The organism is Microbulbifer variabilis, assembly GCF_052468405.1.
The window spans coordinates 1,020,629-1,046,948 of record NZ_CP174343.1; the positions used below are offsets into that span (position 1 = coordinate 1,020,629).

Here is a 26,320-nt window from a genome sequence, read left to right on the forward strand (position 1 = left end):
TCTAAAAATCGCCCAGCCCAAATATGGTATGGGGAAGGGCCTGAGCTGGGTAATCAGGCCCCTCTGTAAGAGGCAGAGCTTTCTTGGATTTTTTACTGGAACTGCTTCTTCATCAGCATGCGGGTGTGGTGCCGGTCTACCAGTTGGGCCAGGGCTTCAAAACGACGCTTAACATAAGGGGCAGGGTTGTTATTTCCCGCATCGTCCCGATATTCAACTCCAGAGCGAACGTGTTGCAATTCACGGGTTAATTCAGTGATCGCGCTAAAGATGCTTTGTGTGTCATCTTCGCTGTGAAAAACATAGGTTTGTGCAGTGTCTTTGAGGTAATTATTGCACTCATTCAACCACTCGAGGCGCTGTTCCAGAAAGCGTATGGTATTGCGGATGCCCCCTTTGTATTCGGGGTTGAAGTGCTCATTGATATACTTGTCGAGACTGCGCATGCCTGAATCGACGAACTGTTCCACCAAGCTGCTGCAGTACTTTTCGGTGAGGTAGGATGGATGGGTATTTGCGATGCTCTGAGTGCTGGTAAATAGCAGGCATAGGAGCCCGGTGGCCCGTAGAAATACTGAGATAGGAGAGTTCATATTCTTGCCCATGCGTTGCTCTTTTTTTGTGACGGTTATTCTATCCGCCTAACACGCATTATTGGTTTACGACTTTGTCCGGCGGAGTATTTTTTGTGACAGTCTTCACATGAATATCTAAAGCGCCAAAAAGTGTCAACGATTATTAAGTGAGGAGTGACAGCTTTGTTCCAAATGGTTTGTCAGATGGTAAATTTCCTTCGGCTCTTTGTTGAAAAATTAAGTGAAGTAGAGGTTTGTTTTGGCTGAATATGAGTTTGATCTTTTTGTTATCGGGGCGGGCTCTGGCGGTGTGCGTGCTGCACGCATGGCTGCAAGTCAGGGCATGAAAGTTGCTGTGGCTGAAGACCGCTACATGGGTGGCACCTGTGTCAATGTAGGGTGTGTTCCCAAAAAGTTGTTTGTCTATGCCAGTGGCTACAGTGAAAACTTTGATGATGCGCGGGCCTATGGCTGGAAAAATTCAGGAGCGAACTTTGATTGGCCTACGCTTCGAGACAATAACGCAAAAGAAATTAGTCGGCTTAACGGAATCTATCGCAACCTGCTAAACAATTCCGGTGTTACTGTAATTGATGGTCGAGCCAGCATCGCCGACCCGCATCGTGTTGTCGTTGATGGGCGTGATTATACGGCGGAGCGTATCTTGGTGGCCACTGGTGGCTGGCCATTTATCCCAGAAATTCCCGGTAGGGAATTTGTGCTGACTTCCAACGAAGTGTTTTCTATGGAGGCGTTTCCGAAACGCGTGCTCGTAGTTGGCGGTGGCTACATCGCTGTAGAGTTTGCTGGAATTTTCGCCGGCCTGGGGGCCGATACCCATCTTTCTTATCGCCGGGACCTGTTTCTTCGTGGGTTTGATCGGGATATTCGCAATTTTGTACGTGACGAGGTAGTTAAAAAAGGCATTGATTTGAAATTCAATCATCAGGTCAAAGCAATTGAAAAGCTGCAGGATGGCAGCCTGCTTGTGCATGATGAAGATGGCTCCAGCCTGAATGTAGATACGGTTTTATATGCTACTGGGCGAAAAGCTAATACGGTAGGGCTTGGCCTGGAGCAGCAAGGAGTAGTGCTTCATAAGGATGGCACCATTTCAGTGGATGATAATTTCCGCACAAATGTGCACTCTATTTATGCGCTGGGAGATGTTACCGGTGAGCCTCAGCTAACGCCTGTCGCATTGGCGGAGGCTATGGCACTAGTTAAACACTGGCGTACAGGAAACACGGCAGAAATTGATTACAACAATATCCCCACGGCGGTTTTTTGCCAGCCAAATATTGGTACTGTAGGTTTATCTGAGGAAGAGGCGCGGGATTCAGGCATCTCAGTAACTATTTTCAAATCCGAATTTCGGCCAATGCGCCACACGGTAAGTGGTAATACCGAGCGTACATTGATGAAATTAGTTGTTGACTCTAGTACCGACAAGGTAATTGGTGTGCATATGGTAGGAGATGATGCCGGGGAAATTATTCAGGGTATGGCGATAGCCTTGAAAGCAGGCGCGACCAAGAAAACCTTTGATGAAACTATTGGTATCCATCCAACGGCTGCTGAAGAGTTTGTCACAATGAGAGCGCCGGTTGGAAGCTAGGGTTTACTTGCTGGATGATGATTTCCATTAGCGACTAGGGAGCTTGTGGAGGGCAGCAGGATTTATCTGTGTTTCCCGGAAGCTTGCATCAGTTCCAACAACAAAAAGGCGGCGCGATTGCGCCGCCCTGTCTTTTTATCTCCTCGAATACTTTCCTTACTCTTCTAGTTCGGCTTCTTCGTAAAGTGCCTGGTGGCGCATGGCCTTTCTGCGTTCACTGCGCTCTTTCAGGCAGCGCTCTGCAGAGGCAAACGTATCATTAACCGCCCGGTGAATAGATTCGTTTTCACTGCTGATGGTGACTGGGTTACCGCTAATGGCAAGCTCCAGAGAGGCTCGAAATTGTCGGCCTTTACTCTTGTGTTGATGGGGGGCTTCCAGGACTACACGACTGCGAATGATGTCGCCACAATAACGTTCCAGTTTATGTAACTTTTTGGATACCGTAGTAGCCAGGGCAGCTGATTTGTCGATATCGCGGAACACAATGTTATCGTTAGGCGCAGATTTCATGGGCAAATACCTCCGGTTAAAGGAAACCATGCAGGCCGCTTATGCGGTTTGCTAAAAGAAGGTAGGGCGCCCTAGTGGGAGGGGTCGTGTCTGCAGTTGGAGCACCGAGCCGCCGGGATCGCAACGAGAGTTTGCTGATAGCACAGCTAAGGGTGTTTTACGTCCGGGTCGGGTTTCCGCTGAGTCCAGCGATCATCTCCCTGCTATCCATAATGCTTCCGCTAAAAAAAAAATCAAGCGCTATTGCAGGAAAATGTCACATAAAATTCGACGAATTATCTTTAGAGTGACTTTGTCCATGTATTTTGCGGGATTATTGAGCAGTTAAGTACGAGATGTGGACGAGAGGTCATTGCCCACGGGCTTGAGCCTGCGTAAAATTAGCTCTGGCGCACAGTAAATTTTGGAATGGTTGAGCAAAAATTAGGCTCTGCGCTTTTATCTCACGTGTGACAAAAAATCGAGAAATGGGTTCTGTACAATGGCGGTAAAGCAGTACTGCTCGCTCTTTCTAGCGGGCTTGGTAGTTTTTGGCGGGGCTGTGGCACAGGCGCAATCATCCCTGACGGTGGAAAAAAACCGGCTGGCGCGTCTTGAGCAGTCTCTCGAGAACAAGCAGGTCGAGTTAGAAGACATTGAGAATGAGCTGCTCTCCTATGAGTACAAGCTTGAGCGTGCGCAAGAGTCCCTGAGTGAGCTGCGCAAGGAGTTTGAGGAAAGTCGCCTCGAGCTGGAAGAGGCGCGTCGCATCCACGACTCCAATGGGAATTCGGATACTGAGCGCCGTTTAACCAAGGCAAAACATGGTTTCGCTATGGCGGAGCGCGGTGTGGATAGCCGTAGCCGCCGTCTCGAGTTTATTCAAGAAAATCAAAATGAGTTGCAGACCAGGCTGGCTCAGGAGCAGCAGTCGATAACTCAGACTAAGGCCAAGATTTCCGCCCAGCAGGACAAGATCAGCCAAATGGTGGACACTATGCTCGCCAAGGCTGAAGAGTCGGAGAGAAGAGCTGCTCTGGCTAGGAGTGCCAGACTTGAGCAGCCCAAGCCACCCAAGCTTAAGACTGCATCCATAGAGAAACCCAAGAAGCGTGAAGTTGCGCCCGAGCCGGAGCCGGTACCGGAATTGAAGCAGGATATAGACCCTGAATTGCTTGCCTATGTTAAGCGTGAACAGGAGCGTCTGTCGTCTTTGTTGGGCGAGCAGGATGGAGATAATAAGCAAACTTTCCGCAATCTGGAATTGCGCCCCTCAGGAAGCGAGAGAGTGCCTTTTGAGTTCCTGGGTAAGAATCAGTACCGGTTGGTGACTACAGTAGAATCGGGTAGGCAAACCTATAAAATCAATACCTGGAAATTCCGTCGCACGATTCCCGCTGAAGATGATGGTACACGCTATGTATTTGTATTTGATGCGCGACGCCTTTCAAGGCCTCGCTTAGTGATGTATCCCGAATACGTTTTGGACTCTCTGAAATAATATCCCCAGGAAGGCCCGCATTTGCGGGCTTTTTTGATTTACCTTATATCTTCTGTGCCTGACAAGCTTGTTTCGAAAAGTGGTTGATAGTGACTGCTTTCCGGGGCAGGGTTGCTTTGGTAGAGAATGATATTGTCGAGCCAAAGGGGATGATCCAGGGCAGCAGTCAATAAATTGGAAAAACCACTCCGACAGCGAGCTAAGGTTATATGGGGGCGGTAGTCGAGCTCTTCAGGTTTCATGCCTAGGTTCTCGATCAGCCTTTTGCAATCCTCATACGCTTTCAGCAATTCCGGGCTGTGCGTCAGCTCAGTAGCGAGTAATTTTGAATTGCTTTGTGGGAAGGGGGTTATTGAGCTGATACATCCTTCGAATTTCACGGTGTTTTTCGCAATTTCCTCTAACCCTTTTTGGAGTGGCAGTACTTTTTCACTTGGGGTCTGGCCGAGAAACGCCAGTGTTAGGTGCCTGTTCTGTCTGCTTGTCCAGCGTATTCTGTTGAGTGTCTCCGGGTGCATTTTCGTCTTGCAGCGCGCACATAGATTATCGAGAAAAACTTGGGTGTCGCTTGGTGGGCGGATACCGATAAATAGGCGTGAAGAAGTTTTTGAGGCCAATTTTGAATCTTTTGACATGTTTTTTCTCTTTAAGCCCTTGAATAACTATTTGTTACCCTTATCTCTGTAGTGCGGAAGGCAGCTTTTTTTAAAGTGTTTTTTGCAAAAAATGCTCGGGCTTTGTGGCGAGCGAATTCTAATATTGCTCTGAATTGAGGATATAACAATGCGTAATTTTGATTTTTCCCCCCTGTACCGCTCTGCGATTGGTTTTGACCGTATGGCCAGCCTACTAGATGCCATGACTACCAGTGAACAGAAGCAACCTTCCTATCCTCCCTACGATATAGAGTTGACTGGTGAGGACAGTTATAGAATTTCGATGGCAGTTGCAGGTTTTGAACAGTCTGAACTGGATATCCAGGTTGAGCAAAACCGCCTGACAGTATCGGGCAAAAAGCCGGATGAGTCTCCCCGAGGAAATTTCCTGCATCGGGGTATTGCAGCCAGGAGTTTTGAGCGACGTTTCCAGCTCGCGGATCACGTTAAAGTTACGGATGCGAAACTTGCCAATGGATTGCTGCATATAGAGTTGGTGCGAGAAATTCCTGAGGCAATGAAACCTCGCAAAATTGAAATCAGCGAAGGCAATTTATTACAGCATACTGATGGTGAGAAAAAGTCAGATTCAGTTGCAGCCTGATTTGTCATATGTATGCCCACTGTGCCGCCACAAGGCGGTACAGTTTTATTACCGCGATAAGTTTCGTAGTTATCACCAGTGTGATCGCTGCGCCTTAGTATTTGTGCCCACCGAATATCATCTTACCCCAGATGAAGAGCATGCCTACTACGACCTGCATGAGAATTCCATGGAGGATGAGGGTTACCACCGTTTTCTCAGTCGTTGTGCTGCACCATTGCTGGATGAGTTATTACCGGCAAGTGATGGTCTGGATTTTGGTTGTGGTCCTGCACCGCTACTAGCCAGAATTTTGGCTGATAATGGCCACAGGGTTGATTTATACGATCGCTATTATGCTCCCACCACCGGTGCGCTGAAAAAGTCTTATGACTTTATCGTTGCGACGGAAGTGGTGGAGCACCTTGTGTCGCCTGGAGATGAATTGACCTGCCTTTGGCAGAGGTTGCGGGATGGTGGAGTGATGGCACTGATGACAAAGTTGGTGATTTCACCAGAGCGCTTTGCCAGTTGGCACTATATCCGTGACCCTACACATATCAGCTTTTTCAGTGTGCAAACCTTTCAATGGCTGGCTAAAAAATTAAAAGCCGAGCTTCAGTTTGCCGATAGCGATGTCATTTTCCTGCGCAAATCAGGTATTTACCCTGAATAGTTTTGCCCGCACAGTGGTGCGATATTCACTGGGCGTTGTGGCCAGGAATTTTTTGAATAGTGCGGTAAAGTGCCCCATATCCTGGTAGCCAACTTTTTCTGCGATTTCGTTAACCGATAAGTTGCTGGACTGTAAAAGTTCCCTAGCCATATCTACCCGCACATTCTGCAGATATTGCAGCGGTGTTTGCCCGGTAGCCAGCTTAAATCGCCGGTTAAATGAACGTACACTCATGTCAAACATTTGCGCTACTTCACTCAAGCGCACTTCTGTATTGCAATGTTCCTTAAGCCAGGCCTGGGCCTGGACGATATCTTCATCCGGGTGCAAGTGCACCGCGCCCTCTGAATAAGCGATTTCTTCAAAAGGCCTGCGGATTTCGTGGGAGAAGTTCCTTTCCACATGGCTTGCGACTGCAGGTCCGTAAAGTTGACGGATCATATGCACGGTGACATCAGCGAGGGCGTTGACGCTTGCGGCACAAAAAAGCTTATCTGCCTGGGTAATAAAATACTGTTGTTTCAGCTTAACTTTGGGGTAATCGGAGCTGAAGCGATCAAAGTAATGCCAGTGTGTGGTGGCGGGCTTGCCGTCTAGTAGGCCGGCTTCCGCTAAGAAGCACACACCAGTACCCACTGCATTGATGGCGGCTCCGGCTGCTGCCTGGCTCTTGAGCCAGTCCAGGATCGGTCCGCTACGCTTAAGTGCAGGGCGTGGATTGCGCCATAGAGCGGGAATATAGATGAGATCGCTATCTGGGGCTTCGCTCAAGGCGACATCGGGCTGGAAAGTAAAGCCACAACGGGTGTTGACTGGACGTCCATCCATGCTGGCAGTTATCAGGCGCAGGGATTCTTTTTTTCCCTCCACCCGGGCACGGCTCTCGGCTCCACGCAGCATTTCAAGTGGAAGCACCGTGCCGGTCGCCAGCATTTGATCAATTAGGAGAAAGGTTACCGTTCGCATTGCATACTCAAGCGCACTTGCGCCATTGGCCAAAACACTCAATTTTGCTGGCCAGTATGCCCATAACTGGGCGGAATCGCCACCCCCTACACTCCCCAACTCGAAAATTAAGTGTTTAGTGCTTGGCTGGAGGTCAGGATGCAGCGCCTTCCCGTAATCACCGCATTTGGTGGTTTTAACCCCGCAGGACGTAGTTCCTTTCATCGGGGCTATTCCCGTTTGGTGTTGGATAAGCTGGATCAGCGAGAGCGGGCTGATATCCTGTCTGACCTTGCTGCGCTAATGGGGCTTCGCAGGGGAGCTGAAGCCGGAACTCCCCTGGATCCAGGGCTTGAGCAGCAAGTACTGCAAGGGACTCTGGTGCGAGAGCTGGAAGCGCGTTTTTATGACTACCACCGGTGTCATTTCCACCAGGCAGCAAACTTGAATAGCGCCAATGGCATCACCTTTGAGATGTCGGCGCGTCAGTTACCTCATCCCCAACCAGATGGGTGGCAGGTTGAGCCCATCGGGGGTGGCAAGGTGCGTGTGATGGCATCGAGCTTGTCGGTGATGTTGGACAGTTACCGAGAAATTCCTGTTGGCGCTGGGGGACAGTTGCCTACTGGGTTTGAGCCTGGCGATCACTACAATTCCCGCTTCCACCCCCGCGGCCTGCAACTTGCTGTGTTGGGGGCCTCTGACGCAGTGCGCTCCATGGGTATTGACTGGGAGACAGTTGTAAGGGCTGTGGGACCAGGAAATATTTCTGTGTATGCCTCCTCGGCCATGAGCCAATTGGATCACTTTGGCAATGGGGGCTTGATGCAGTCCCGTTTGCGTGGTTCTAGAGTCAGTTCCAAGCAACTGGCGCTCGGTCTGAACAGTATGCCTGCCGACTTTGTAAATGCTTATGTGCTGGATAATGTGGGATCGACAGGAGCAGTGACAGGGGCCTGTGCCAGTTATTTGTATAATCTGCGAGCGGGAGTGGAGGATATCCGCACTGGCCGTGCCAGGGTCGCCATTGTGGGGGCTGCAGAGGCCCCGCTAGTGCCGGAAGTGGTAGATGGTTATTCCACCATGGGAGCCCTGGCTACCATCGAAAATTTGCGCAAACTCTACCCGGGTGAAGTGGACTTCAGGCGAACAAGCCGCCCCTTTGGGGATAACTGTGGGTTTACCTTGGGAGAGGGCACTCAGTGGGCAATCCTGATGGATGATGCCCTGGCGTTGGAGCTGGGGGCAAATATTCATGGCTCTGTTGCGGGTGTGTACATCAATGCCGATGGCAATAAGAAGTCAATCTCCGCACCGGGTCCGGGTAATTACCTCACTATGGCCAGGGCTATGGCAGAGGCTCGATCGATAATTGGTGACGAGGCCTTGCGCCAACGCAGCTTTGTACAGGCTCATGGCTCCAGTACTCCGCAAAACCGGGTAACCGAATCGGCGATACTCGACCGCCTGGCTGGAACTTTTGGAATAGAAAAATGGCCAGTGTGTGCTGTTAAAGCTTTTGTAGGGCATACCGTAGCTGCGGCCAGTGGCGACCAGCTGATTACAGCGCTAGGCATTTTTGATAAAGGAATACTTCCGGGTATCCTGACCACTGACAGGATTGCTGACGATGTTCATCAAGAGAACCTGGATTTCTCCCTTGAGCACGTCGAAAGAGACCCTCGCTCTCTGGATCTTGCGTTGCTGAACTCGAAAGGGTTTGGTGGCAATAATGCCACTGCTGCAGTGCTTTCTCCGCATCTTACTCGCAACATGATTGAGAAACGGCACGGGAAGAAGTCCGTATCTCATTACCGCAAGAGTAACGAAGCCGTTATTGAGCGGGCGCAGGCTTACGATGCCGAGGCTAGCCGGGGAGAGCTAAATACCATCTACCGCTTTGGGGAGGGTTTGTTTGATGAAGGTGAGATTGCATTGTCTACTGAAGAAGTTGTTCTTCCGGGGCTTTCGCCGGTCTCCCTTCCTCAAGAAAATCCCTATGACGATATGGTGTAGAGTAAAGGGACGATTAATCACTAGCGCCAATTGCTGTTATTGAAGGTGTGGTGACCGGAGGGTTAAACACTCAAATTTGATAGGAAATGCAATGGCAGACATGGATGTGTCCAGTGAATCCGGCGATAGCAGTGATGTCGGTATTCGATTGAAAATGGTGCGCAATATCTACGGTATCTCCCAGCGTGAGCTGGCACGACGGGCAGGCGTCACTAATGCCACCATCTCTTTTATCGAGCAGGGGCGGGTGAGTCCGTCGGTGGGGTCATTGAATAAGATCCTGGGTAGTGTCCCAATGTCCCTAGCGGAGTTTTTCTCCCTGGAGCTTGGTAAGCCAGGCCAGATTTTCTTTCGCGCTAATGAAATGCCTGATATTGGCCAGGGAGGTGTACGCTCCCAGCTATTGGGTGGTTTTCGGGAGCATCGCAGTATGTCTATTCTGCGAAAAGTTTTTCCTGTTGGGCGGGACTCGGGACCTGACTTTGCTGCCGCCGGCGGTGAGGTAGGGGGAATAGTGGTTGCCGGTGAGCTGGAGGTTGCGGTTGGGTCAGATCTCGCGCTGCTAAGAACTGGGGATGGTTTTTACTTTAGCAGCAGGCGCCCCCATCGCTTTCGAAACCCCGGTAGCTGTGACTGTATAGTTGTCTATGCTGCGACCCCAGCTCAAGCCCTTCCTGAACCACAATCCGCTGATCTACATACTGTGTTGAATAAAGAGTAATTTGCGCCAGACGGCTGAAAAGTCAAATCAATCCGGGATAGACTAGCTCCGCTTAAAAGCTTGGCCACCGTTTCTTAGGTTGGCCATTTTCTGTACTTCGGTGCTGGTAGCGCCATTCTATTTGTAAGAAATAGTATTCAAACAATCGTTTGAATCTGGCTATACTACGGCTGACCATATTGGGCCAAAGTGTCACCGCACCCTGCGGGACGGCCTGTGGTTGCACAAAAATTCCGACCCCGGGCCCAGGATCGCGGCCCAGAATAAAAGAGGTCAATCAATGTTATTTAGTGGCAAAGCGCTCACGGTACAGATGCTGGACAACGGCATTGCCGAGCTCAAATTCGACCTTCAAGGCGAATCCGTCAATAAATTTAACCGCCAGACGGTTTCTGAATTCTCTCAAGCGCTGGATGCTATCGAAGCAGCGGATGGTATAAAAGGCGTACTGCTGACAAGCGGCAAAGGCGTCTTCATTGTTGGTGCTGATATCACTGAGTTTGGCGATGCCTTCTCTGCGGGTGCAGAGGGTGTTGCTGATCTGATGAATCAGAACAACGAAAATATCAACCGCCTGGAAGACCTGCCGGTTCCGACTGCAGTGGCAATCAATGGCTACGCGCTCGGCGGTGGCTTTGAGGTGTGCCTGGGCTGTGACTTCCGCCTGATGGGCGAGGAAGCCAAAGTTGGTCTTCCCGAAGTTAAGCTGGGCCTGATCCCGGGTTGGGGTGGCACTGTTCGTCTGCCGCGCGTGGTGGGTGTTGATGTTGCTGCTGAGTGGATTGCAGCGGGTAAAGAACAGAAGCCGGCTGCAGCGCTTGAGGCTCATGCGGTTGATGCAGTGGTGCCTACTGACAAGCTCAAAGATGCTGCGATCAAACTGCTCGAGCGAGCCATTAATGGCGAGCTGGACTGCAAGGCTAGCCGCGAGATCAAGAAATCTCCGATCCCCCTAAACGATACTGAAGCTTTGATGGCCTTCTTCACTACCAAGGCATTCGTCGGTCAGCAAGCGGGTAAAAACTACCCGTCCCCAGTAGCTGCAGTCGAGTCTATTGAGCAGGGTTACAAGTTAACCCGTGAAGAAGCGCTGAAAGTTGAGCAGGAGAAGTTTATCTTCTGTGCCCAGACTGGCACTGCCAAATCCCTGGTGGGTTTGTTCCTGGCAGACCAGGCGATCAGCAAGGTCGCCAAGGGCTGGGAAAAGAAAGCCGACAAGCCGATTGAGCGTGCGGCAGTATTGGGTGCTGGCATTATGGGTGGTGGTATTGCTTACCAGTCCGCCTACAAAGGCACTCCAATCAAAATGAAGGATATCGACCAGAAAGGTATTGACCTCGGTCTGAATGAGGCCAATAAGCTGCTGTCCAAGCTGGTTGATCGCAAGCGCCTGACCCCTGTGAAAATGGGTGAAGTGCTCAATCGCATTGAGCCAACCCTAAGCTACGATGGCTTCAACGATATCGATGTTGTTGTCGAAGCCGTGGTTGAAAATCCCAAGGTGAAGCATGCTGTATTGAAAGAGGTGGAAACCAAGGTAAGCGAAGACACTGTAATCGCTTCTAATACTTCTACCATCTCCATTAACCATCTGGCCGAGCCGCTTTCCCGCCCGGAAAACTTCCTCGGTATGCACTTCTTCAACCCGGTGCACAAAATGCCGCTGGTTGAGGTGATCCGCGGCGAGAAAACTTCCGACACCGCCGTAGCTCGCGTTGTTGCCTACGCTAACAAGATGGGTAAGAAAGCTATTGTTGTGCGCGACTGCCCTGGGTTCCTGGTTAACCGTGTTCTCTTCCCCTATTTTGCTGGTTTCTCCATGCTGGTACGTGATGGCGCTGACTTCCAGGCCGTTGATAAGTTGATGGAGCGCTGGGGTTGGCCGATGGGCCCCGCTTACCTGATGGATGTTGTTGGTATTGATACCGGTGTCCACGCAGAAAGCGTAATGGCTGAAGGCTTCCCTGATCGTATGGGTAAAAACTTCACCGCCGCTTCTGATGTGATGTATGAAGCGGGTCGCTATGGTCAGAAGAACAACAAAGGTTTCTACAATTACGAGCAGGACAAGAAAGGTCGCCCGAAGAAAGTGGCTACCGAAGAGTCCTACGAGCTGCTGAAGCCGCATGTTGCTGATCGACGCGAGTTCGAGAAAGACGAAATTATCGAGCGCATGATGGTGCCCATGGCAACAGAGCTGGCTCGCTGCCTGGAAGAGGGTATCGTCGATTCCCCGGCTGAAGCCGATATGGCACTGATCTACGGCATCGGATTCCCTCCATTCCGCGGTGGAATCTTCGCATGGCTGGACAGTATTGGCCTGGATGAATTCGTGAAGATTGCCGATAAGTACGCCGAACTGGGCGAGCTGTACCAGCCGACCGATCGTATGCGTGAAATGGCCGCAAGTGGCAAAACCTACTACGGCAACAAGTAAGGAGAATAGCGATGAGTTTAAATCCTAGAGATGCCGTAATCGTCGACTACGCGCGTACGGCCATGGGTCGCTCGAAGAATGGTGTATATCGCCATGTTCGCGCCGATGACATGTCCGCTGAGCTGCTGAAAAAATTCCTGCAGCGCAACGACAAGCTCGATCCCGCTGAGATCGATGACCTGATCTGGGGCTGCGTTATGCAGCGCGATGAGCAGGGCTTTAACGTAGCTCGCTTTATTCTGTTGCGTGCCGGTCTGCCACACACCATTCCGGCGCAAACCGTCAACCGTCTGTGTGGCTCCTCAATGTCTTCCCTGCACACTGCCGCTGCCAACATTCAGGCTGGCGTTGGCGATGTGTACGTTGTGGGCGGTGTTGAGCACATGGGCCACTTGAATATGATGGAGCATGTCAGTCCCAACCCAATGCTGGGCCGATATATGGCAAAAGCTGCAGGCTCTATGGGTATGACTGCTGAATACCTGGCGATGATGCATGGTATCCAGCGTCAGCAGATGGATGAGTTCGGTGCTCGTTCCCACCACCGCGCTGCTGAAGCTACTAGGGCCGGGAAATTCAATCGCGAGATTATTGCCATTGAAGGCCACGACGACGACGGCGTACCTTTTCTGGTTGAAACGGATCAAACTATCCGCCCCGATACTACCGTGGAAGGCCTGTCTCAGCTGAAGCCGGCTTTCGACCCGAAGCATGGCCAAGTGACCGCCGGAACCTCCTCCCAGATCACCGATGGAGCTTCTGTGATGCTGGTAATGTCTGCTGAGCGCGCTCAGGCTCTGGGTATGACCCCTATAGCCCGCGTGAAGGAAATGGCTCTGGCTGGTGTCGATCCATCCATCATGGGTTATGGCCCCGTGCCTTCCACCAAGAAGGCGCTCAAGAAGGCTGGCTTGACAATCGGCGATATCGACAAGGTCGAGCTGAATGAAGCGTTTGCGGCCCAGGCACTGCCGGTGCTGAAAGACCTGGATCTGCTTGAGCAGATGGATGAGAAGGTCAACCTGTATGGTGGCGCTATCGCTTTGGGGCATCCCTTCGGCTGCTCAGGTGTGCGGATCACCGGTACCCTGTTGAGCGTTATGCAAAACGAAGGCGGTAACCTGGGCGTGTCCACCATGTGTATCGGCCTGGGGCAGGGTATTACCACTGTCGTGGAGCGAGTCTGATCTAATTGGATCCCGAAAAAAGGCGCCTTTGAGGCGCCTTTTTTTATTTTGTGAGGAAAGTGTTCAGTAAAGTGTTGAAGCCCTCAAAATGCTGTGGCACAATCTGCACCCCTTGTCGCGATGGGCTCTTGTTTTGAGCTGAAACTCTTTACTTTTCAAAGAGTTAGCGGCGGAAAAGTTCTGGGGACGTGGTGAAATTGGTAGACACGCCAGATTTAGGTTCTGGTGCCGAAAGGTGTGGGAGTTCGAGTCTCCCCGTCCCCACCAAATTAAGAACTCTGGAGTCCGCATGACTTGCCCTGGAGGGGTGAGTGCGGGCTCCTTGTATTTGGTGTTGGCCGGAAATTGCTGTGCAATTTTGACGGCTATGCCCTAAGAGGCGGTTGGCTAAGTCCCGGCGGCCCGGTATTCGTTGGCGCTGCGGCGCGATAAAAGAGATAGTCTCACGAGGATAAACATGCAGGTTTCCATCGAAACTACTTCCGGTCTGGAGCGTCGTTTAACGGTTAATTTGCCGGCGGAAATCGTCGATAAAGAAGTGGACAAGCGTCTCCAGCAGGCCGCCAAGACTGTTCGCGTAAATGGTTTCCGTAAAGGCAAGGTACCTTTGAAGGTGGTGCGTCAGCGTTTTGGTGCTGGTGTTCGACAGGAAGTGCTTGGCGAGGTGATGAGTCGTTCCTTCTATGATGCTGTTCAAAAAGAAGAGCTGAAGCCGGCCGGCCAGCCCAGTATTGAAGCCAAGCAGACTGCAGCTGGTGAAAATCTGGAATATGTTGCCACTTTTGAAGTATATCCTGAAGTTGAGCTCTCTAACCTGGCGGAAATCAGCGTTGAACGCCCAATTGCCGACGTAACTGATGCCGATGTAAACAACATGATTGATGTGCTGCGTAAGCAGCAGTCTTCCTGGAAGGACACTAAGCGCAAAGCACAAAAAGGTGATCGTGTTGTTATCAACTTCCTCGGTCGTAAAGACGGAGAAGAGTTTGAAGGTGGTAAAGCGGAAGGTCATCAGCTGGTTCTCGGTTCAGGCCAGATGATCCCTGGCTTTGAAGAGGGTATTCTCGGCATGAAGCCAGGTGAGGAAACAGACCTGGACCTGACTTTCCCTGAGGACTATCAGGCTGAAGATCTGCGCGGTGCTGCAGTAACCTTCAATATCAAAGTAACTTCCTCCGAAAAGCCTGAATTGCCCGAGTTGAATGAAGAATTCTTCAAAGCCTATGGTGTTCAAGAGGGCGGTGAAGAAAAATTCCGTGAGGAAGTGCGCAACAATATGCAGCGCGAACTCAAAAATGCGGCGTTAAATAAAGTTAAAACCCAAGTGATGGATCAGTTGTGTGAAAAGCACCAGGTCGAGCTGCCATCAACATTGGTTGCGAATGAGGTTCGCACTCTGCGCGGTCAAATGGTTCAGCAATTCGGAGGTCAGATCAAAGCCGAAGACGCTGAGCGCATGCTGCCGGACACAATGTTTGAAGAGCAGGCAAAGCGTCGTGTAGTACTGGGTTTGGTTGTTGGCGAGATTGTTAAGCAGAACAGCCTGTCTGTAGATGCAGATCGTGTAAAAGCGAAGGTTGAAGAGTTGGCGTCCACTTACCAGCAGCCAGAAGAGGTAGTTGAATACTACTATAACAATCGCGAGTTGCTGTCTGGTGTTGAGTCAGTAGTTCTAGAAGATCAAGTTGTAGACTTTGTACTGGATGCTGCGAAGGTTGAAGAGGTACAAAGCTCCTACGACGACGTAATCAAGCCGCAGAAGCAGGGTTAATAATCTGCTTTCTCAAGGATGCAATGGCTCTCGGCTTTGCCGGGCGTCATTGCATCTCCTTCCTTTTTACCGGCTGGCTTTATCCGCCCTGACCGGTTAAGCTCTGAAGACGAATTTCTCAGCACAGGCAAATCTGCCTATCTGCTGGCCTGCCGAAAACGCCACAAAAGGAAGCAATGGTACCTATGGCACGAATTGATTTTCCCCAAGCCTCGATCGAACCTTCAGCAAGCGGACTGGTGCCGATGGTGGTGGAGCAAACTGCCCGGGGTGAGCGTTCATTTGATATTTATTCCCGTCTGCTTAAGGAGCGGGTTATTTTCCTGGTTGGACCGGTTGAAGACCATATGGCCAATCTGGTGGTTGCTCAGTTGCTATTTCTTGAAGCTGAGAACCCCGATAAAGATATCCACCTATATATCAACTCCCCTGGAGGGTCTGTTACTGCAGGGATGTCTATCTACGACACCATGCAGTTCATCAAGCCTGATGTAAGCACCATGTGTATTGGCCAGGCTTGCAGTATGGGCGCTTTCCTGCTTACTGCGGGTGCTCCGGGTAAGCGTTTTGCTACGCCCAATTCCCGGGTGATGATTCATCAGCCCAGTGGCGGGGCTCAGGGGCAGGCTAGTGATATACATATCCACGCCCAGGAAATCCTGAAGATTCGCCATCGCCTCAATGAATTGATGGCGCATCATTCCGGCCGCCCGGTCAGTGATATTGAGCGCGATACTGAGCGAGATCACTTCTTGAGCGCTGATGAGGCCAAGGAATATGGCTTAGTGGATGATGTCCTATCCCGTCGCCAAGCACTGGAAAAATAGTATTTCAACAAAAAAAATTTGCTAGTGGCGTTTTCCTATATTTGTTAATAATTTTGAGCAGACTTCCTAGTTGAGGGGCTTGAAAAATACGCCAAAAAACAGCATCTTGCTGTAATAGCTAAATTTGAAGGCCCTGGCCGGCCAGTGACCACGGAGTATTTTGATGACCGACAAAAGCAGCGGAGAAGACAGCGGCAAATTGCTGTACTGCTCTTTCTGTGGCAAAAGCCAGCAGGAAGTGCGGAAGTTAATCGCTGGGCCGTCAGTCTTTATCTGCGATGAATGTGTCGAACTGTGTACAGACATTATTCGCGAAGAGGTCCAAGAGAGTGCGGAGGGCCCGGAGGGACGCTTGCCCACGCCGCGCGAGATCACTGAGATCCTTGATCAGTACGTTATTGGCCAGGAGCGGGCCAAGCGTGTACTGGCAGTGGCTGTATATAACCACTACAAACGCCTACGCAGCAAAGCTGGTGTAAAGAGCAAGGATGAAGTTGAGCTAAGTAAGTCCAACATCTTGTTGGTTGGGCCGACTGGTAGCGGTAAGACATTGCTTGCGGAAACCCTTGCTCGCCTGCTCAACGTACCTTTCACGATTGCAGATGCTACTACTCTCACTGAAGCTGGTTATGTTGGTGAGGATGTAGAAAACATTATTCAGAAGCTGTTACAGAAATGTGACTACGATGTGGAGAAGGCTCAGCAGGGCATTGTTTACATCGATGAGATCGACAAGATTTCTCGCAAGTCAGATAATCCCTCTATCACCCGTGATGTTTCTGGTGAGGGTGTTCAGCAAGCACTTCTGAAACTGATTGAAGGAACTGTGGCCTCAGTGCCCCCTCAGGGAGGCCGTAAGCACCCTCAGCAAGAATTCTTGCAAGTGGACACCTCTAATATCCTGTTTATTTGCGGTGGAGCATTTGCCGGCCTTGATAAAGTAATTCGCGATCGCTCCGAAAAGGGTGGAATTGGCTTCAGTGCTGAAGTGAAGTCCAAGGACGGAACCAGTAATTTCGGTGAGATTCTCAGAGATCTCGAACCCGAGGATCTAGTGCGTTACGGTCTCATTCCCGAATTTGTTGGGCGGCTTCCGGTAACCGCGACTCTTGAGGAATTGGATCGTGAGGCCCTGGTCCAGATCCTGACAGAGCCTCGCAATGCACTGACCAAGCAGTACGGCAAACTGTTTGAGATGGAGGATGTGGAACTGGATTTCCGCCCAGATGCCCTGGATGCTGTAGCTACCAAGGCAATGGAGCGTAAAACCGGTGCTCGTGGACTGCGTTCTATTATGGAATCTGTCCTTTTGGAGACTATGTACGATATCCCCTCCACTGACAACGTAGCTAAAGTAGTTATCGATGAGGCTGTAATCAAGGGTGAGTCGGCCCCGCTACTCGTCTATGAAAGTGAGACCCAGCCCCAGAAAGCAGCTCCTGAAGAGTGACGCCTCGTACTTAAAAAAGCCCCAATTCGGGGCTTTTTTTATAACCTCAACTTCTTAAAAAGAAGCTCCTTTTACCATTTGAGGCCCCAATACCGAGGCGGCTTATTGGTATTCAGTTGAGTTCGGCACAAATTGGTCGCCAGATTAGACTTGTATTCCGGGCTCTCCCCCCCCATCTCTAGCAACTGAAGGGCGGTGGCCCAAATTGAGCTGTCATTTACTACAGCAGCATGATGCCGCGCCAAATACCCAGTGATAGGGCCGAGAGGAGTTCTATGGATCAGTCATCCGACACCAAACTTGAATATCCGTTGTTGCCATTGCGCGATGTTGTTGTTTACCCCCATATGGTTATCCCGCTATTTGTTGGCAGGGAAAAGTCCATAGAGGCTCTGGAAGAGGCCATGCGCAGGGATAAGCAAGTGTTACTCGTAGCCCAGAAAAAAGCATCGGAAGATGACCCTGGCGCTGAGGACATCTATCGCGTGGGCACCATAGCTAGCGTTTTACAGCTGCTCAAACTTCCCGACGGTACGGTCAAAGTGCTAGTGGAAGGGGGGGAGAGAGTAAATATTCTCGATGTAATGGAGAGGGATAACCACTTCGAGGCGACAGTAGAGCCTATGGAGACGTTTGAGTTGCCTGAGGCCGAGGCTGATGCTCTGGTGCGCTCGGTGATGACTCAATTTGAACAGTATGTCTCTGTGAGCAAGAAGGTACCCAACGAGGTCATCACCTCTCTGTCTGGGATCGATGAGCCAGGGCGCCTTGCAGATACCATTTCTGCCCATATGTCCCTTGAGCTAGCACAGAAGCAAGAGCTTCTTGAAACCTCCAGCGTTAAAGAGCGCTTGGAGCATCTGCTTGGCCTGATGGATTCAGAGATCGACCTGATCCAGGTAGAGAAGCGCATTCGTGGCCGCGTGAAAAAGCAGATGGAGAAAAGCCAGCGTGAGTACTATCTGAATGAGCAGATGAAGGCGATTCAAAAGGAGCTGGGCGAAATTACTGAAGAGCCCAATGAAATTGAAGAGCTGGAAAACAAAATTGCCGATTCCGGTATGAGTGCAGAGGCTGAGAAGAAAACCCGCGCTGAACTTGCCAAGTTGAAGATGATGTCTCCGATGTCGGCAGAAGCGTCGGTCCTGCGCAGCTATATCGATTGGATGTTAAGTCTGCCCTGGAAAAAAGCGAGCAGGGTAAGGCATGACCTTAAGAAGGCTGAAGAGATACTCGAAAAAGAGCATTACGGTCTGGAGGAGGTCAAGGAACGTATACTTGAATACTTGGCGGTACAGAAGCGCGTAAAAAAAGTGAAGGGTCCGATCCTCTGCTTGGTTGGGCCTCCAGGGGTTGGTAAGACCTCACTTGGGCAATCTATAGCTCGCGCTACCAATCGACAGTATGTGCGAATGGCCCTTGGCGGCGTGCGCGATGAAGCGGAAATTCGTGGGCATCGCCGAACCTACATCGGCTCACTGCCAGGGAAGTTGATTCAAAAAATTTCCAAAGTCGGTGTAAAGAACCCGCTGTTTCTGCTCGATGAGGTCGACAAAATGGGCATGGATCAGCGCGGAGATCCGGCCTCAGCACTGCTCGAGGTTCTGGATCCGGAGCAGAACAAGACCTTTAACGACCATTACCTCGAGGTAGATTATGACCTGTCAGATGTAATGTTCGTATGTACTTCCAACTCCATGAATATTCCCGGTCCATTACTGGATCGCATGGAGGTTATCCGTATTCCCGGTTATACCGAGGATGAAAAACTCAATATTGCCCAGCGCTACCTTGTACCAAAGCAGCGTAAGGCTAACGGCTTGAAAGACGATGAGTTGGATCTGTCCGATGAGGCAATACGGGATATCGTTCGCTATTACACTCGTGAAGCTGGTGTACGTGGGTTGGATCGCGAAATTGCCAAAATCTGCCGGAAGGTCGTGACCGAGCATGTACGCAACCCATCGGAGAAAACGGCTGTGGTCAAATCTGACCAGCTGGAAGAGTTGCTGGGTGTGCGTAAATTTGACTTCGGCCGTGCCGAAGAGGAGAACAAAATCGGTATCGTTACCGGCCTTGCCTGGACGGAGGTCGGCGGTGAATTGTTAAATATCGAAGCTTCTGCGGTTCCAGGTAAGGGTCGTATGATCAAGACCGGATCTCTCGGTGATGTAATGCAGGAGTCTATCCAGGCTGCCCTGACAGTGGTGCGCTCGCGATCGCAAGCCCTCGGAATAGGGCCCGACTTCCACGAGACACGGGATATTCACATTCATGTGCCAGAGGGTGCTACACCGAAAGATGGCCCCTCTGCGGGTATTGCGATGTGCACGGCTTTGGTTTCAGTACTCACCAATATTCCTGTGCGCTCGGATGTGGCGATGACTGGTGAAATCACTTTGCGTGGAGAAGTTTTACGAATTGGTGGTCTCAAGGAAAAGTTATTGGCAGCACATCGAGGCGGTATAAAAACTGTACTGATACCTGCGGATAATGAGCGTGACCTGAAAGATATTCCCGACAATATCCTTCAGGACCTGGTGGTGAAACCGGTCAAGTGGATCGACCAGGTGTTGGAGTTGGCACTTGAGCACAAACCCGAGTCCCTTTCGGATGAGGAATATTCTGCCTTGCAAAAGCAGGCGGAAGAGCGCTCGCAAAGATCGATCCAAACTCATTAACCTGTTACGGGGTGACTGTTGTCACCCCGTAACAATTGCAAGACCAAAACATAACCACTCTGTTGATTTTTGATGCTCGGGTTTCGTTCAACTGTCCGGAAACCCGCATGGTTCCTTGACCCGTTACCGGGCAGTTGGTATAAAACGAGGCTTATTGCCCGGCGCCAAAATTGCCGGTGGTTAAAAAGTTACTAATAGTGATACCTGGCCTGAGGGTGTCCTGAACATATTTAAAAGAACAGAGGGATTAAGCGTGAATAAGTCCGAACTGATTGAAGCAATTGCCGCGTCTGCAGATATTCCAAAAGCAGCAGCTGGCCGTGCTTTGGACGCAATGGTTGATAGCATTACTGATGCGCTTAAAAAAGGCGATCAGGTTGCCTTGGTAGGCTTTGGTACTTTTGCAGTGAAAGAGCGCGCAGCCCGTACTGGCCGCAATCCTCGCACTGGCGACCCCATCGAAATCGCCGCAGCGAAAATCCCTAACTTCAAGGCCGGTAAAGCCCTGAAAGACGCCGTAAACTAAGTTTTTCGGTGAACTTCGAGACCTTGTAAAAGATTCGAAGCTATAAAGAGGCGTGTCAGGTTGGATACGCCTTTTTTGTATCTGGTAACAGTTAAATAATTAGAGTCAAAATTCGGAGCTGAGCATGCTTCAGTCCATGCGCGATAACCTGAAAGGGACGGCAGCGATTATTGTCGCAGCTTTCTTTGGGTTCATTATGGTCATTGGGGGAATCGACTTTTTCTCAGGGGCCAGTGGTGGTGCCGCCGATGCGGTTGCCGAGGTAAATGGTGAAAAAATCACCAATCTGGATTTGCAGCGAGCGATTCAAAATCGTCGCAGTATGATCATGAGTCAATATGGGGAAAATGTCCCAGCAGACCTGATCAGCGACGAGCAGTTACGTGAACCTGTATTGCGCCAATTAATTTCAAGCTCAGTCATGCGCCAAGCTGCTTTGGAGAGCGGTATGGTTATGAGTACTGCGGCTGTTAATAAAGCCATTACCGATATTCCAGCTTTTCAGGTAAATGGCACCTTTGATCCTCAATTATATCGCGATGCTTTGCGTCGTATGGGCTATAGCACAGCCAATTTCCCTCAAATTGTCGAAAGTGATCTGGCGCTGCAGCAATATGCAGACAGCGTTACCGAAAGCGCTTTTACTACGCAAGCTGATGCCGAGCAGGTAGTGGCGGCATCAATGGAAGAGCGTGATTTCAACTATGTAGTAATGCCGGTACAGGAGCTTCTGGCCACCACTGAAGTTGGTGATGCAGAAGTCGAGCAGTTCTACCAGGAAAATCAGAGCCAATACCAGCGACCTGAGCAAGTGGCAGTTGAGTATATAGAGCTTACTCCCGCGTTGTTTGCAGCCAATATCGATATTTCAGAAGAGGATGTTCGCTCGCAGTACGACCAAGAGATTGCCAGTTTTGGCGCTGACCTTCGTCGTCGCGCAGCTCATATCCTTTTGGAGGACGCAGACCAAGCGAAGCTGGAGGAGATCCAGACCAAGCTGGATGCAGGTGAAGACTTCGCCGAACTGGCCAAAGCTTATTCAGAAGATATTGGTTCACGGGAAGAGGGTGGAGACCTCGGCTTTACTGCCGGTGATGTTTTCCCTCAGGCTTTTGAGGAGGCACTGGCAAGCTTGGAGGTTGGTCAGGTGTCTGCTCCGGTTACCACTGATAGCGGAACACACTTTATTAAGTTGCTGGAAGTTGAGGAGAGTGAGCCTCCAACTTTTGAGGAGCGTAAGGGTGCTATCGAGACCCAGTTACGTGCAGCCGCAGCAGAGAGTGAATTCGTTGATGCCCTGAGCCGTTTGGCAGACCTTGCTTATAATGCCGATAACCTGGCAGGTCCCGCCGAGGAGCTGGGAGTGCCTCTAAAAACCAGTGGCCTCTTCTCTCGAGAAAGTGGCGCTGGGGTCTTGGCTAATGGGCAGGTAGTGGAAGCTGCTTTCTCCCCTGAAGTGATGGAAGATGGTAACACTTCAGATGTGCTCAATCTTAATAACGAGCACTCCGTGGTATTACGCGTAACGGAGTCCAAGCAGGCTGGAACCTATCCGCTAGAGGAAGTCCGCGAGCAAATTGTTGAGCGTCTCAAGCGTGACAAAGCGAGCGAGCAGCTTGCTGTTCGTGCCGAAGCCCTGAAAGAAAAGCTCGCTGCAGGTGAAGATTTTGCCAAATTGGCAGAGGAGCAAGGCTTAACCTTAGAGGTCAGCGACAAAACACGTCGCGGTGGCTTTGGGGAGCGCGGAGAAATCAATACCAAGGCATTCTCCTTGGCTGCCCCGGCCACCGGCTCTGAGGAATTGTCAGTGTTTGCTACGAGCAGCGGTGATCAAGTTGTTCTGGCATTACGCGGTGTGCGGGAAGGCAATTTATCCCAGCAAAGTAAAGAGCAGCGCCAGGCGCTAATGCAGCAATTAGCCTCAGTAAATGGAGGTGCGGAACTGGCAGCTATTCAGCGTTACTTATCTGATCAGGCAAATGTCGAGCTGGCGCCAGAGAGCCAGTAACTTTGCTCAATTAGAAAAATAAAAAACCCGGCAGATGCCGGGCTTTTTATTTACAGCCTCTTTTATTTAGTTGCGATAGCAGGCGGGCGAAAGGTCAGAAAACTCAACTGTTGCTTGCGCTGTCCACAAACAGAGTGAGGCGCTGGCCTGGCTGTAAGTACTTGGATTTGGTGATTTTATTCCAGCGTAAAATATCGTCGATCTCAATACTGAACTTGTTAGCGATTCGGTAAAGAGAGTCACCGCTACGGACTTTATAGGAAACCTTGCGTGTCGTACGGTTGTTGCTAGCAGGTGTACTCCCATCATAGGCAACCAATGTCCGGCCAGGGCGTAGGGTGTCACCGGGCGCCATGCTATTCCAGCTGGCCAATTGTTTGACGCTTACGTTCATTTTCCGAGCTATAGCCCAAAGACTGTCGCCAGGTCTTACTGTATAGCTGCTCTTCTGCCCTTGGCCGGAGGATTGACGGCGTTTTACACGCTGGTCCAGAGCATACGCATACTGTCCGGCAGGGCCAGAGGCACTGGGAATCAGCAGGGTTTTACCAGCCCGGATATTGTTATTGCGCAGTTTGTTAGTCTCGCGAATGGCACTGACCGTTGTCTGGTAGCGCCTCGCAATCGTCGAAAGTGTATCCCCGCGATTAATGGTATAGCGTTGCCAGGTTACTCGCTGGTCTTCAGGCAGCTCTTTGAGCGCGGCTTCGAACACATCCTGGTTTTCAATGGGTATCAATAATTGATGGTTTCCGTTGGGGTCTGTAGCCCAGCGGTTATAGCCTGGGTTAAGTAGGTAGAGCTCATCAACTTCAATTTCAGCCAGCTCAGCGGCCTGCGCCATACCTATCTGGCTGCCGACATCAACCCGGGCGTAGTAAGGCTCATTAGCGATATCATGGAGAGGCACTTTGTAATAGTCTGGACGTGAAACCACCTCTGCCAGTGCTAGCAGTTGTGGTACATATCGCTTCGTTTCCCTAGGCAATTTCAGGTCCCAGAAGCTGGTACCAAGCCCTTTGCGACGATTGCGCTCTACTGCTCTACGAACGGTGCCCTCGCCAGCATTGTAGGCTGCCAGGGCCAGTTCCCAGTCGCTGTCAAACCGCTCCATCAGGTAATTGAAGTACTTAACCGCTGCGCGGGTTGATTCATGGACGTCACGACGGCCGTCGTACCACCAGTTTTGTTGCAAACCAAAGGAGCGGCCAGTGGAAGGGATAAACTGCCACATGCCGGAGGCGCGTGCATGAGAGTAAGCGAAGGGATCGTATGCGCTCTCAACAATTGGCAACAGGGCCAGTTCGAGAGGCAAGTTGGCCTCTTCGAGTTCTTCGACTACATGGAAGATATAACGGCGCGAGCGCTCGCTAACGCGCGCCATATAGCCTTCATTGCGGGAAAAATAGGCGATGTAATCCTGGACTTTTGAATTATCAACGCGATGATTGAGACGGAAACCTCTACGCAAACGTTCCCAGATGTCTGTAGGGGGCAGGGCTTCCTTTTCAGGTTCAGGGGTGGAGATAGTGGTGCTGCTCGCAATTTTTCTTTCAGGAGCTTCTGCAGCTTCACGCTCAGGTGATGAGCCCTTATTTGGCATCTGCGAGCATGCCCCAACCGTGGCCGCTAACAGCGCCACGGCAAAATTCTTATGAACCATGATTGGTATCCGCGAATATTTCTTTTAATTCCTCGCTCAGCTTACGCCTAGGCGTTTATTTTTTGCTAACACTGAGCATTAGATCATAGTCATATGATTCTAAATAGTAGGAATAGTTTCGGTCAACGCGACTGAATAAAATATAGACAGTTTATTCAAGTTTGATTGCTACAGGATTTTAGCTGAGGGCACTTTGTCAAAAGTGGTCTTTTAAGTCTCTCAGGCTCGAAAATACCTCAACTTCACTCAGGCTTTCAGGGTTATTGCGGCCTAAGTGTCGCGCGCCACTTTGCTTAACCTCTGGAATATCACAGCGTAGAAATGGATTGGTTTCCCTCTCCCGAATGATATTGGATGGCAGCGTAGGTTTGCCTGAAGTTCTGAGTAGCTGGCATTCTTGCAAGCGCTGGGTTACTGCTGGGTTGTCTGGTTCAACAGATTTGGCAAAGTTCAGGTTACCCAAAGTGTACTCGTGAGCGCAGTAGATTTGTGTTGCCGGCGGTAGGGTGCAAAGCCGCTGTAGGGATTGATACATCTGTTCAGGGCTGCCCTCAAACAATCGCCCGCAGCCCGCGGCAAAAAGGGTGTCGCCGCAGAAGAGATGAGTTTGCAGAGCTCCGTTTTTGCCTTGCCCCTCAAGGATCAGAGCGAGATGGTCGAGGGTGTGGCCCGGAATGCTCCAAACCCGCAGGGAAGTGCCAAGTATCTGGAGGCTGTCTCCCTCAGTAATCGTATTTGTCACACCTTTTACTGCTTTGGGTCCGTAAACAGGGCAGTGATAGTGCTTTCTCAGTTCAGCTATTCCTCCAGTGTGATCGAAATGGTGGTGGGTGATCAAAATGCCATCCAGAGAGTCGCCTTTAAGTGCCTGGATAACTGGAGCAGCTTCCCCTGGATCGACAACCCAGTGCTCGTCGCCTTTGTTGAGGTGCCAGATATAGTTGTCTCTAAGTGCGGGAATAGGTGTTATTGAGAGCATATTGATCCTGCCTGCCATCTGGGGCTGGAAACGATACCATGTAATCAGAGTGGTAGTGTGCTGAAAGCACATTTAGTGGCCTGATTTACCTTTTAAATCCATAGCAAATAACGCTACCTTATCTTGTTAAACTGCTGTTGGGTTTCGGGGTGAACCTCTGTATCGGGTGGTTTTGAGGCCAGGATATTGCTGGCTTTTAATTAGGAGATTGAATGACTGATAAGTTCAGGTCGCGGAACGACTCGGAGCTGCCGTCACTGGTAAAAGCCTGCCCGGCTCTGTCACACTGGTTTTCCAGTAGTTTGGGTCAGGAAATACTGTCCCAGCAGCTGGCGCTATCGCAACCCTTGATTGAGGGCTTCTTTGGTTACCATCTGATGCAGGTCGGAGTAACAGACGCTGTGGATTTTGCGGACTCCAGTCGTATTAATCATCGATTCCGCCTCGCTGCCTGTCCGGAGCAGAAGGGAGCTGCGCTGGTAGAGTTGGAGCATCTGCCTCTACCATCTGAATCTATAGATGTCGTTCTATTGCACCATCTGCTGGACTTCTCAGCGCACCCCCACCAGATACTCAGAGAAGCTGCGCGAGTGTTGATACCAGGTGGTCATATGTTGTTGATAGGGTTTAATCCTTTCTCTCTTCTCGGTTTGTCACGGATGCTTTTTTCTCGCGGTGCATACCAAAAGGGCAACCAAATGCGCGCTGCCCGTGTGGCAGACTGGATGAATCTCCTGGATTTACAGGCAGATAAAGTGCACCGGGGGTTCTTTCGGTTACCATTACAGCAGCGGGAGTTGCTAGCTAAAACGGCTTGGATGGAGCGCCTGGGATCCCGCTGGCGCTTGCCTTGGGGGGGCTTTTACATCATAGTCGCGCGCAAAGAGGTGGCGCGAGTACGCACCATAAAAATTAACTGGCGTACCCAGCGAAAACCCGCCTTGGTGGCCACACCTACGAGCCCCCGTGTTGCGGCGCGGGGTAAGCATCAGAAGCGCTGATCCTGCG

The 26,320-nt window shown here is 50.8% G+C and carries 21 protein-coding genes and 1 tRNA gene; 16 read left to right on the top strand and 6 right to left on the bottom strand.

Going from position 1 to position 26,320, the window contains the following annotated elements:
- Positions 1–92 precede the first annotated feature (92 nt).
- On the bottom strand, positions 93–605 hold the full coding sequence (locus ACJJJB_RS05010; RefSeq protein WP_020414810.1) for a hypothetical protein: 513 nt from the start codon (positions 603–605) through the stop codon (positions 93–95).
- 229 nt (positions 606–834) lie between these two features.
- Here ACJJJB_RS05010 and gorA point away from each other — a divergent pair, with 229 nt between their 5' ends.
- The gene (gorA, locus tag ACJJJB_RS05015; protein ID WP_444945310.1) at positions 835–2,193 is read left to right on the top strand and encodes a glutathione-disulfide reductase; all 1,359 of its coding nucleotides are present in this window, start codon (positions 835–837) and stop codon (positions 2,191–2,193) included.
- A gap of 156 nt (positions 2,194–2,349) precedes the next feature.
- Here the strand turns inward: gorA and ACJJJB_RS05020 are convergent, their stop codons facing one another.
- Entirely contained in the window at positions 2,350–2,706 is a 357-nt protein-coding gene (locus ACJJJB_RS05020; protein ID WP_020414812.1) for an HPF/RaiA family ribosome-associated protein, read from the bottom strand.
- 481 nt (positions 2,707–3,187) lie between these two features.
- Here ACJJJB_RS05020 and ACJJJB_RS05025 point away from each other — a divergent pair, with 481 nt between their 5' ends.
- Positions 3,188–4,186, top strand: coding sequence for a hypothetical protein (locus tag ACJJJB_RS05025; RefSeq protein WP_282951056.1), 999 nt, complete (start codon positions 3,188–3,190; stop codon positions 4,184–4,186).
- A 38-nt stretch (positions 4,187–4,224) separates the two neighbouring features.
- On the opposite strand, the gene thpR is transcribed toward ACJJJB_RS05025, so the two are convergent.
- Complete coding sequence (gene thpR / locus ACJJJB_RS05030) at positions 4,225–4,821, bottom strand: RNA 2',3'-cyclic phosphodiesterase (RefSeq protein ID WP_020414814.1); 597 nt, start codon at positions 4,819–4,821, stop codon at positions 4,225–4,227.
- Between the two features lie 148 nt (positions 4,822–4,969).
- Between thpR and ACJJJB_RS05035 the strand changes: the two genes are divergently transcribed.
- Both ACJJJB_RS05035 and ACJJJB_RS05040 read left to right on the top strand, forming a co-directional pair.
- Positions 4,970–5,446, top strand: a complete 477-nt coding sequence (locus tag ACJJJB_RS05035; protein WP_020414815.1) for an Hsp20 family protein — start codon at positions 4,970–4,972, stop codon at positions 5,444–5,446.
- Positions 5,412–6,101, top strand: a complete 690-nt coding sequence (locus ACJJJB_RS05040) for a class I SAM-dependent methyltransferase (protein ID WP_282951054.1) — start codon at positions 5,412–5,414, stop codon at positions 6,099–6,101. The genes ACJJJB_RS05035 and ACJJJB_RS05040 overlap by 35 nt, the downstream gene beginning before the upstream one ends.
- On the opposite strand, the gene ACJJJB_RS05045 is transcribed toward ACJJJB_RS05040, so the two are convergent.
- Positions 6,081–7,067 (bottom strand): GlxA family transcriptional regulator, encoded by a 987-nt coding sequence (locus ACJJJB_RS05045; protein WP_026305271.1) that lies wholly within the window; start codon positions 7,065–7,067, stop codon positions 6,081–6,083. The genes ACJJJB_RS05040 and ACJJJB_RS05045 overlap by 21 nt on opposite strands.
- Before the next feature lie 138 nt (positions 7,068–7,205).
- On the opposite strand from ACJJJB_RS05045, the gene ACJJJB_RS05050 reads away from it, so the two are divergent.
- The 11 genes from ACJJJB_RS05050 to ACJJJB_RS05100 all read left to right on the top strand — a co-directional run bounded on the left by ACJJJB_RS05050 (position 7,206) and on the right by ACJJJB_RS05100 (position 22,670).
- Complete coding sequence (locus ACJJJB_RS05050) at positions 7,206–9,062, top strand: beta-ketoacyl synthase (protein WP_444945309.1); 1,857 nt, start codon at positions 7,206–7,208, stop codon at positions 9,060–9,062.
- A gap of 91 nt (positions 9,063–9,153) precedes the next feature.
- On the top strand, positions 9,154–9,783 hold the full coding sequence (locus ACJJJB_RS05055; RefSeq protein ID WP_282951052.1) for a helix-turn-helix domain-containing protein: 630 nt from the start codon (positions 9,154–9,156) through the stop codon (positions 9,781–9,783).
- 280 nt (positions 9,784–10,063) lie between these two features.
- Positions 10,064–12,220 (top strand): fatty acid oxidation complex subunit alpha FadB, encoded by a 2,157-nt coding sequence (gene fadB, locus ACJJJB_RS05060; protein ID WP_444945308.1) that lies wholly within the window; start codon positions 10,064–10,066, stop codon positions 12,218–12,220.
- A gap of 11 nt (positions 12,221–12,231) precedes the next feature.
- Positions 12,232–13,407, top strand: a complete 1,176-nt coding sequence (gene fadA, locus ACJJJB_RS05065; protein ID WP_282951050.1) for an acetyl-CoA C-acyltransferase FadA — start codon at positions 12,232–12,234, stop codon at positions 13,405–13,407.
- A 182-nt stretch (positions 13,408–13,589) separates the two neighbouring features.
- Positions 13,590–13,674, top strand: a tRNA-Leu gene (locus ACJJJB_RS05070).
- Positions 13,675–13,864: 190 nt separating this feature from the next.
- Entirely contained in the window at positions 13,865–15,178 is a 1,314-nt protein-coding gene (gene tig / locus ACJJJB_RS05075; RefSeq protein WP_020414822.1) for a trigger factor, read from the top strand.
- 185 nt (positions 15,179–15,363) lie between these two features.
- Positions 15,364–16,005: an ATP-dependent Clp endopeptidase proteolytic subunit ClpP gene (clpP, locus tag ACJJJB_RS05080; RefSeq protein ID WP_020414823.1), complete on the top strand. Its 642-nt coding sequence runs from the start codon at positions 15,364–15,366 to the stop codon at positions 16,003–16,005.
- 163 nt (positions 16,006–16,168) lie between these two features.
- Positions 16,169–17,455, top strand: a complete 1,287-nt coding sequence (clpX, locus tag ACJJJB_RS05085; protein WP_020414824.1) for an ATP-dependent Clp protease ATP-binding subunit ClpX — start codon at positions 16,169–16,171, stop codon at positions 17,453–17,455.
- Positions 17,456–17,730: 275 nt separating this feature from the next.
- The gene (gene lon / locus ACJJJB_RS05090; RefSeq protein WP_020414825.1) at positions 17,731–20,136 is read left to right on the top strand and encodes an endopeptidase La; all 2,406 of its coding nucleotides are present in this window, start codon (positions 17,731–17,733) and stop codon (positions 20,134–20,136) included.
- Positions 20,137–20,389: 253 nt separating this feature from the next.
- A complete protein-coding gene (gene hbs / locus ACJJJB_RS05095; RefSeq protein WP_010132873.1) occupies positions 20,390–20,662 on the top strand; it encodes a non-specific DNA-binding protein Hbs in 273 nt (90 codons plus the stop codon).
- A gap of 124 nt (positions 20,663–20,786) precedes the next feature.
- Positions 20,787–22,670 carry a SurA N-terminal domain-containing protein gene (locus ACJJJB_RS05100; protein ID WP_444945307.1) on the top strand — a complete coding sequence of 628 codons (1,884 nt, stop codon included), beginning with the start codon at positions 20,787–20,789 and terminating at the stop codon, positions 22,668–22,670.
- Between the two features lie 103 nt (positions 22,671–22,773).
- Here the strand turns inward: ACJJJB_RS05100 and ACJJJB_RS05105 are convergent, their stop codons facing one another.
- Together ACJJJB_RS05105 and gloB are read right to left on the bottom strand one after the other, a co-directional pair.
- Complete coding sequence (locus ACJJJB_RS05105) at positions 22,774–24,333, bottom strand: LysM peptidoglycan-binding domain-containing protein (RefSeq protein WP_445365832.1); 1,560 nt, start codon at positions 24,331–24,333, stop codon at positions 22,774–22,776.
- A 196-nt stretch (positions 24,334–24,529) separates the two neighbouring features.
- Complete coding sequence (gloB, locus tag ACJJJB_RS05110; RefSeq protein ID WP_353056837.1) at positions 24,530–25,384, bottom strand: hydroxyacylglutathione hydrolase; 855 nt, start codon at positions 25,382–25,384, stop codon at positions 24,530–24,532.
- 140 nt (positions 25,385–25,524) lie between these two features.
- On the opposite strand from gloB, the gene ACJJJB_RS05115 reads away from it, so the two are divergent.
- A complete protein-coding gene (locus ACJJJB_RS05115; RefSeq protein WP_444901866.1) occupies positions 25,525–26,313 on the top strand; it encodes a methyltransferase domain-containing protein in 789 nt (262 codons plus the stop codon).
- Positions 26,314–26,320: the final 7 nt, after the last annotated feature.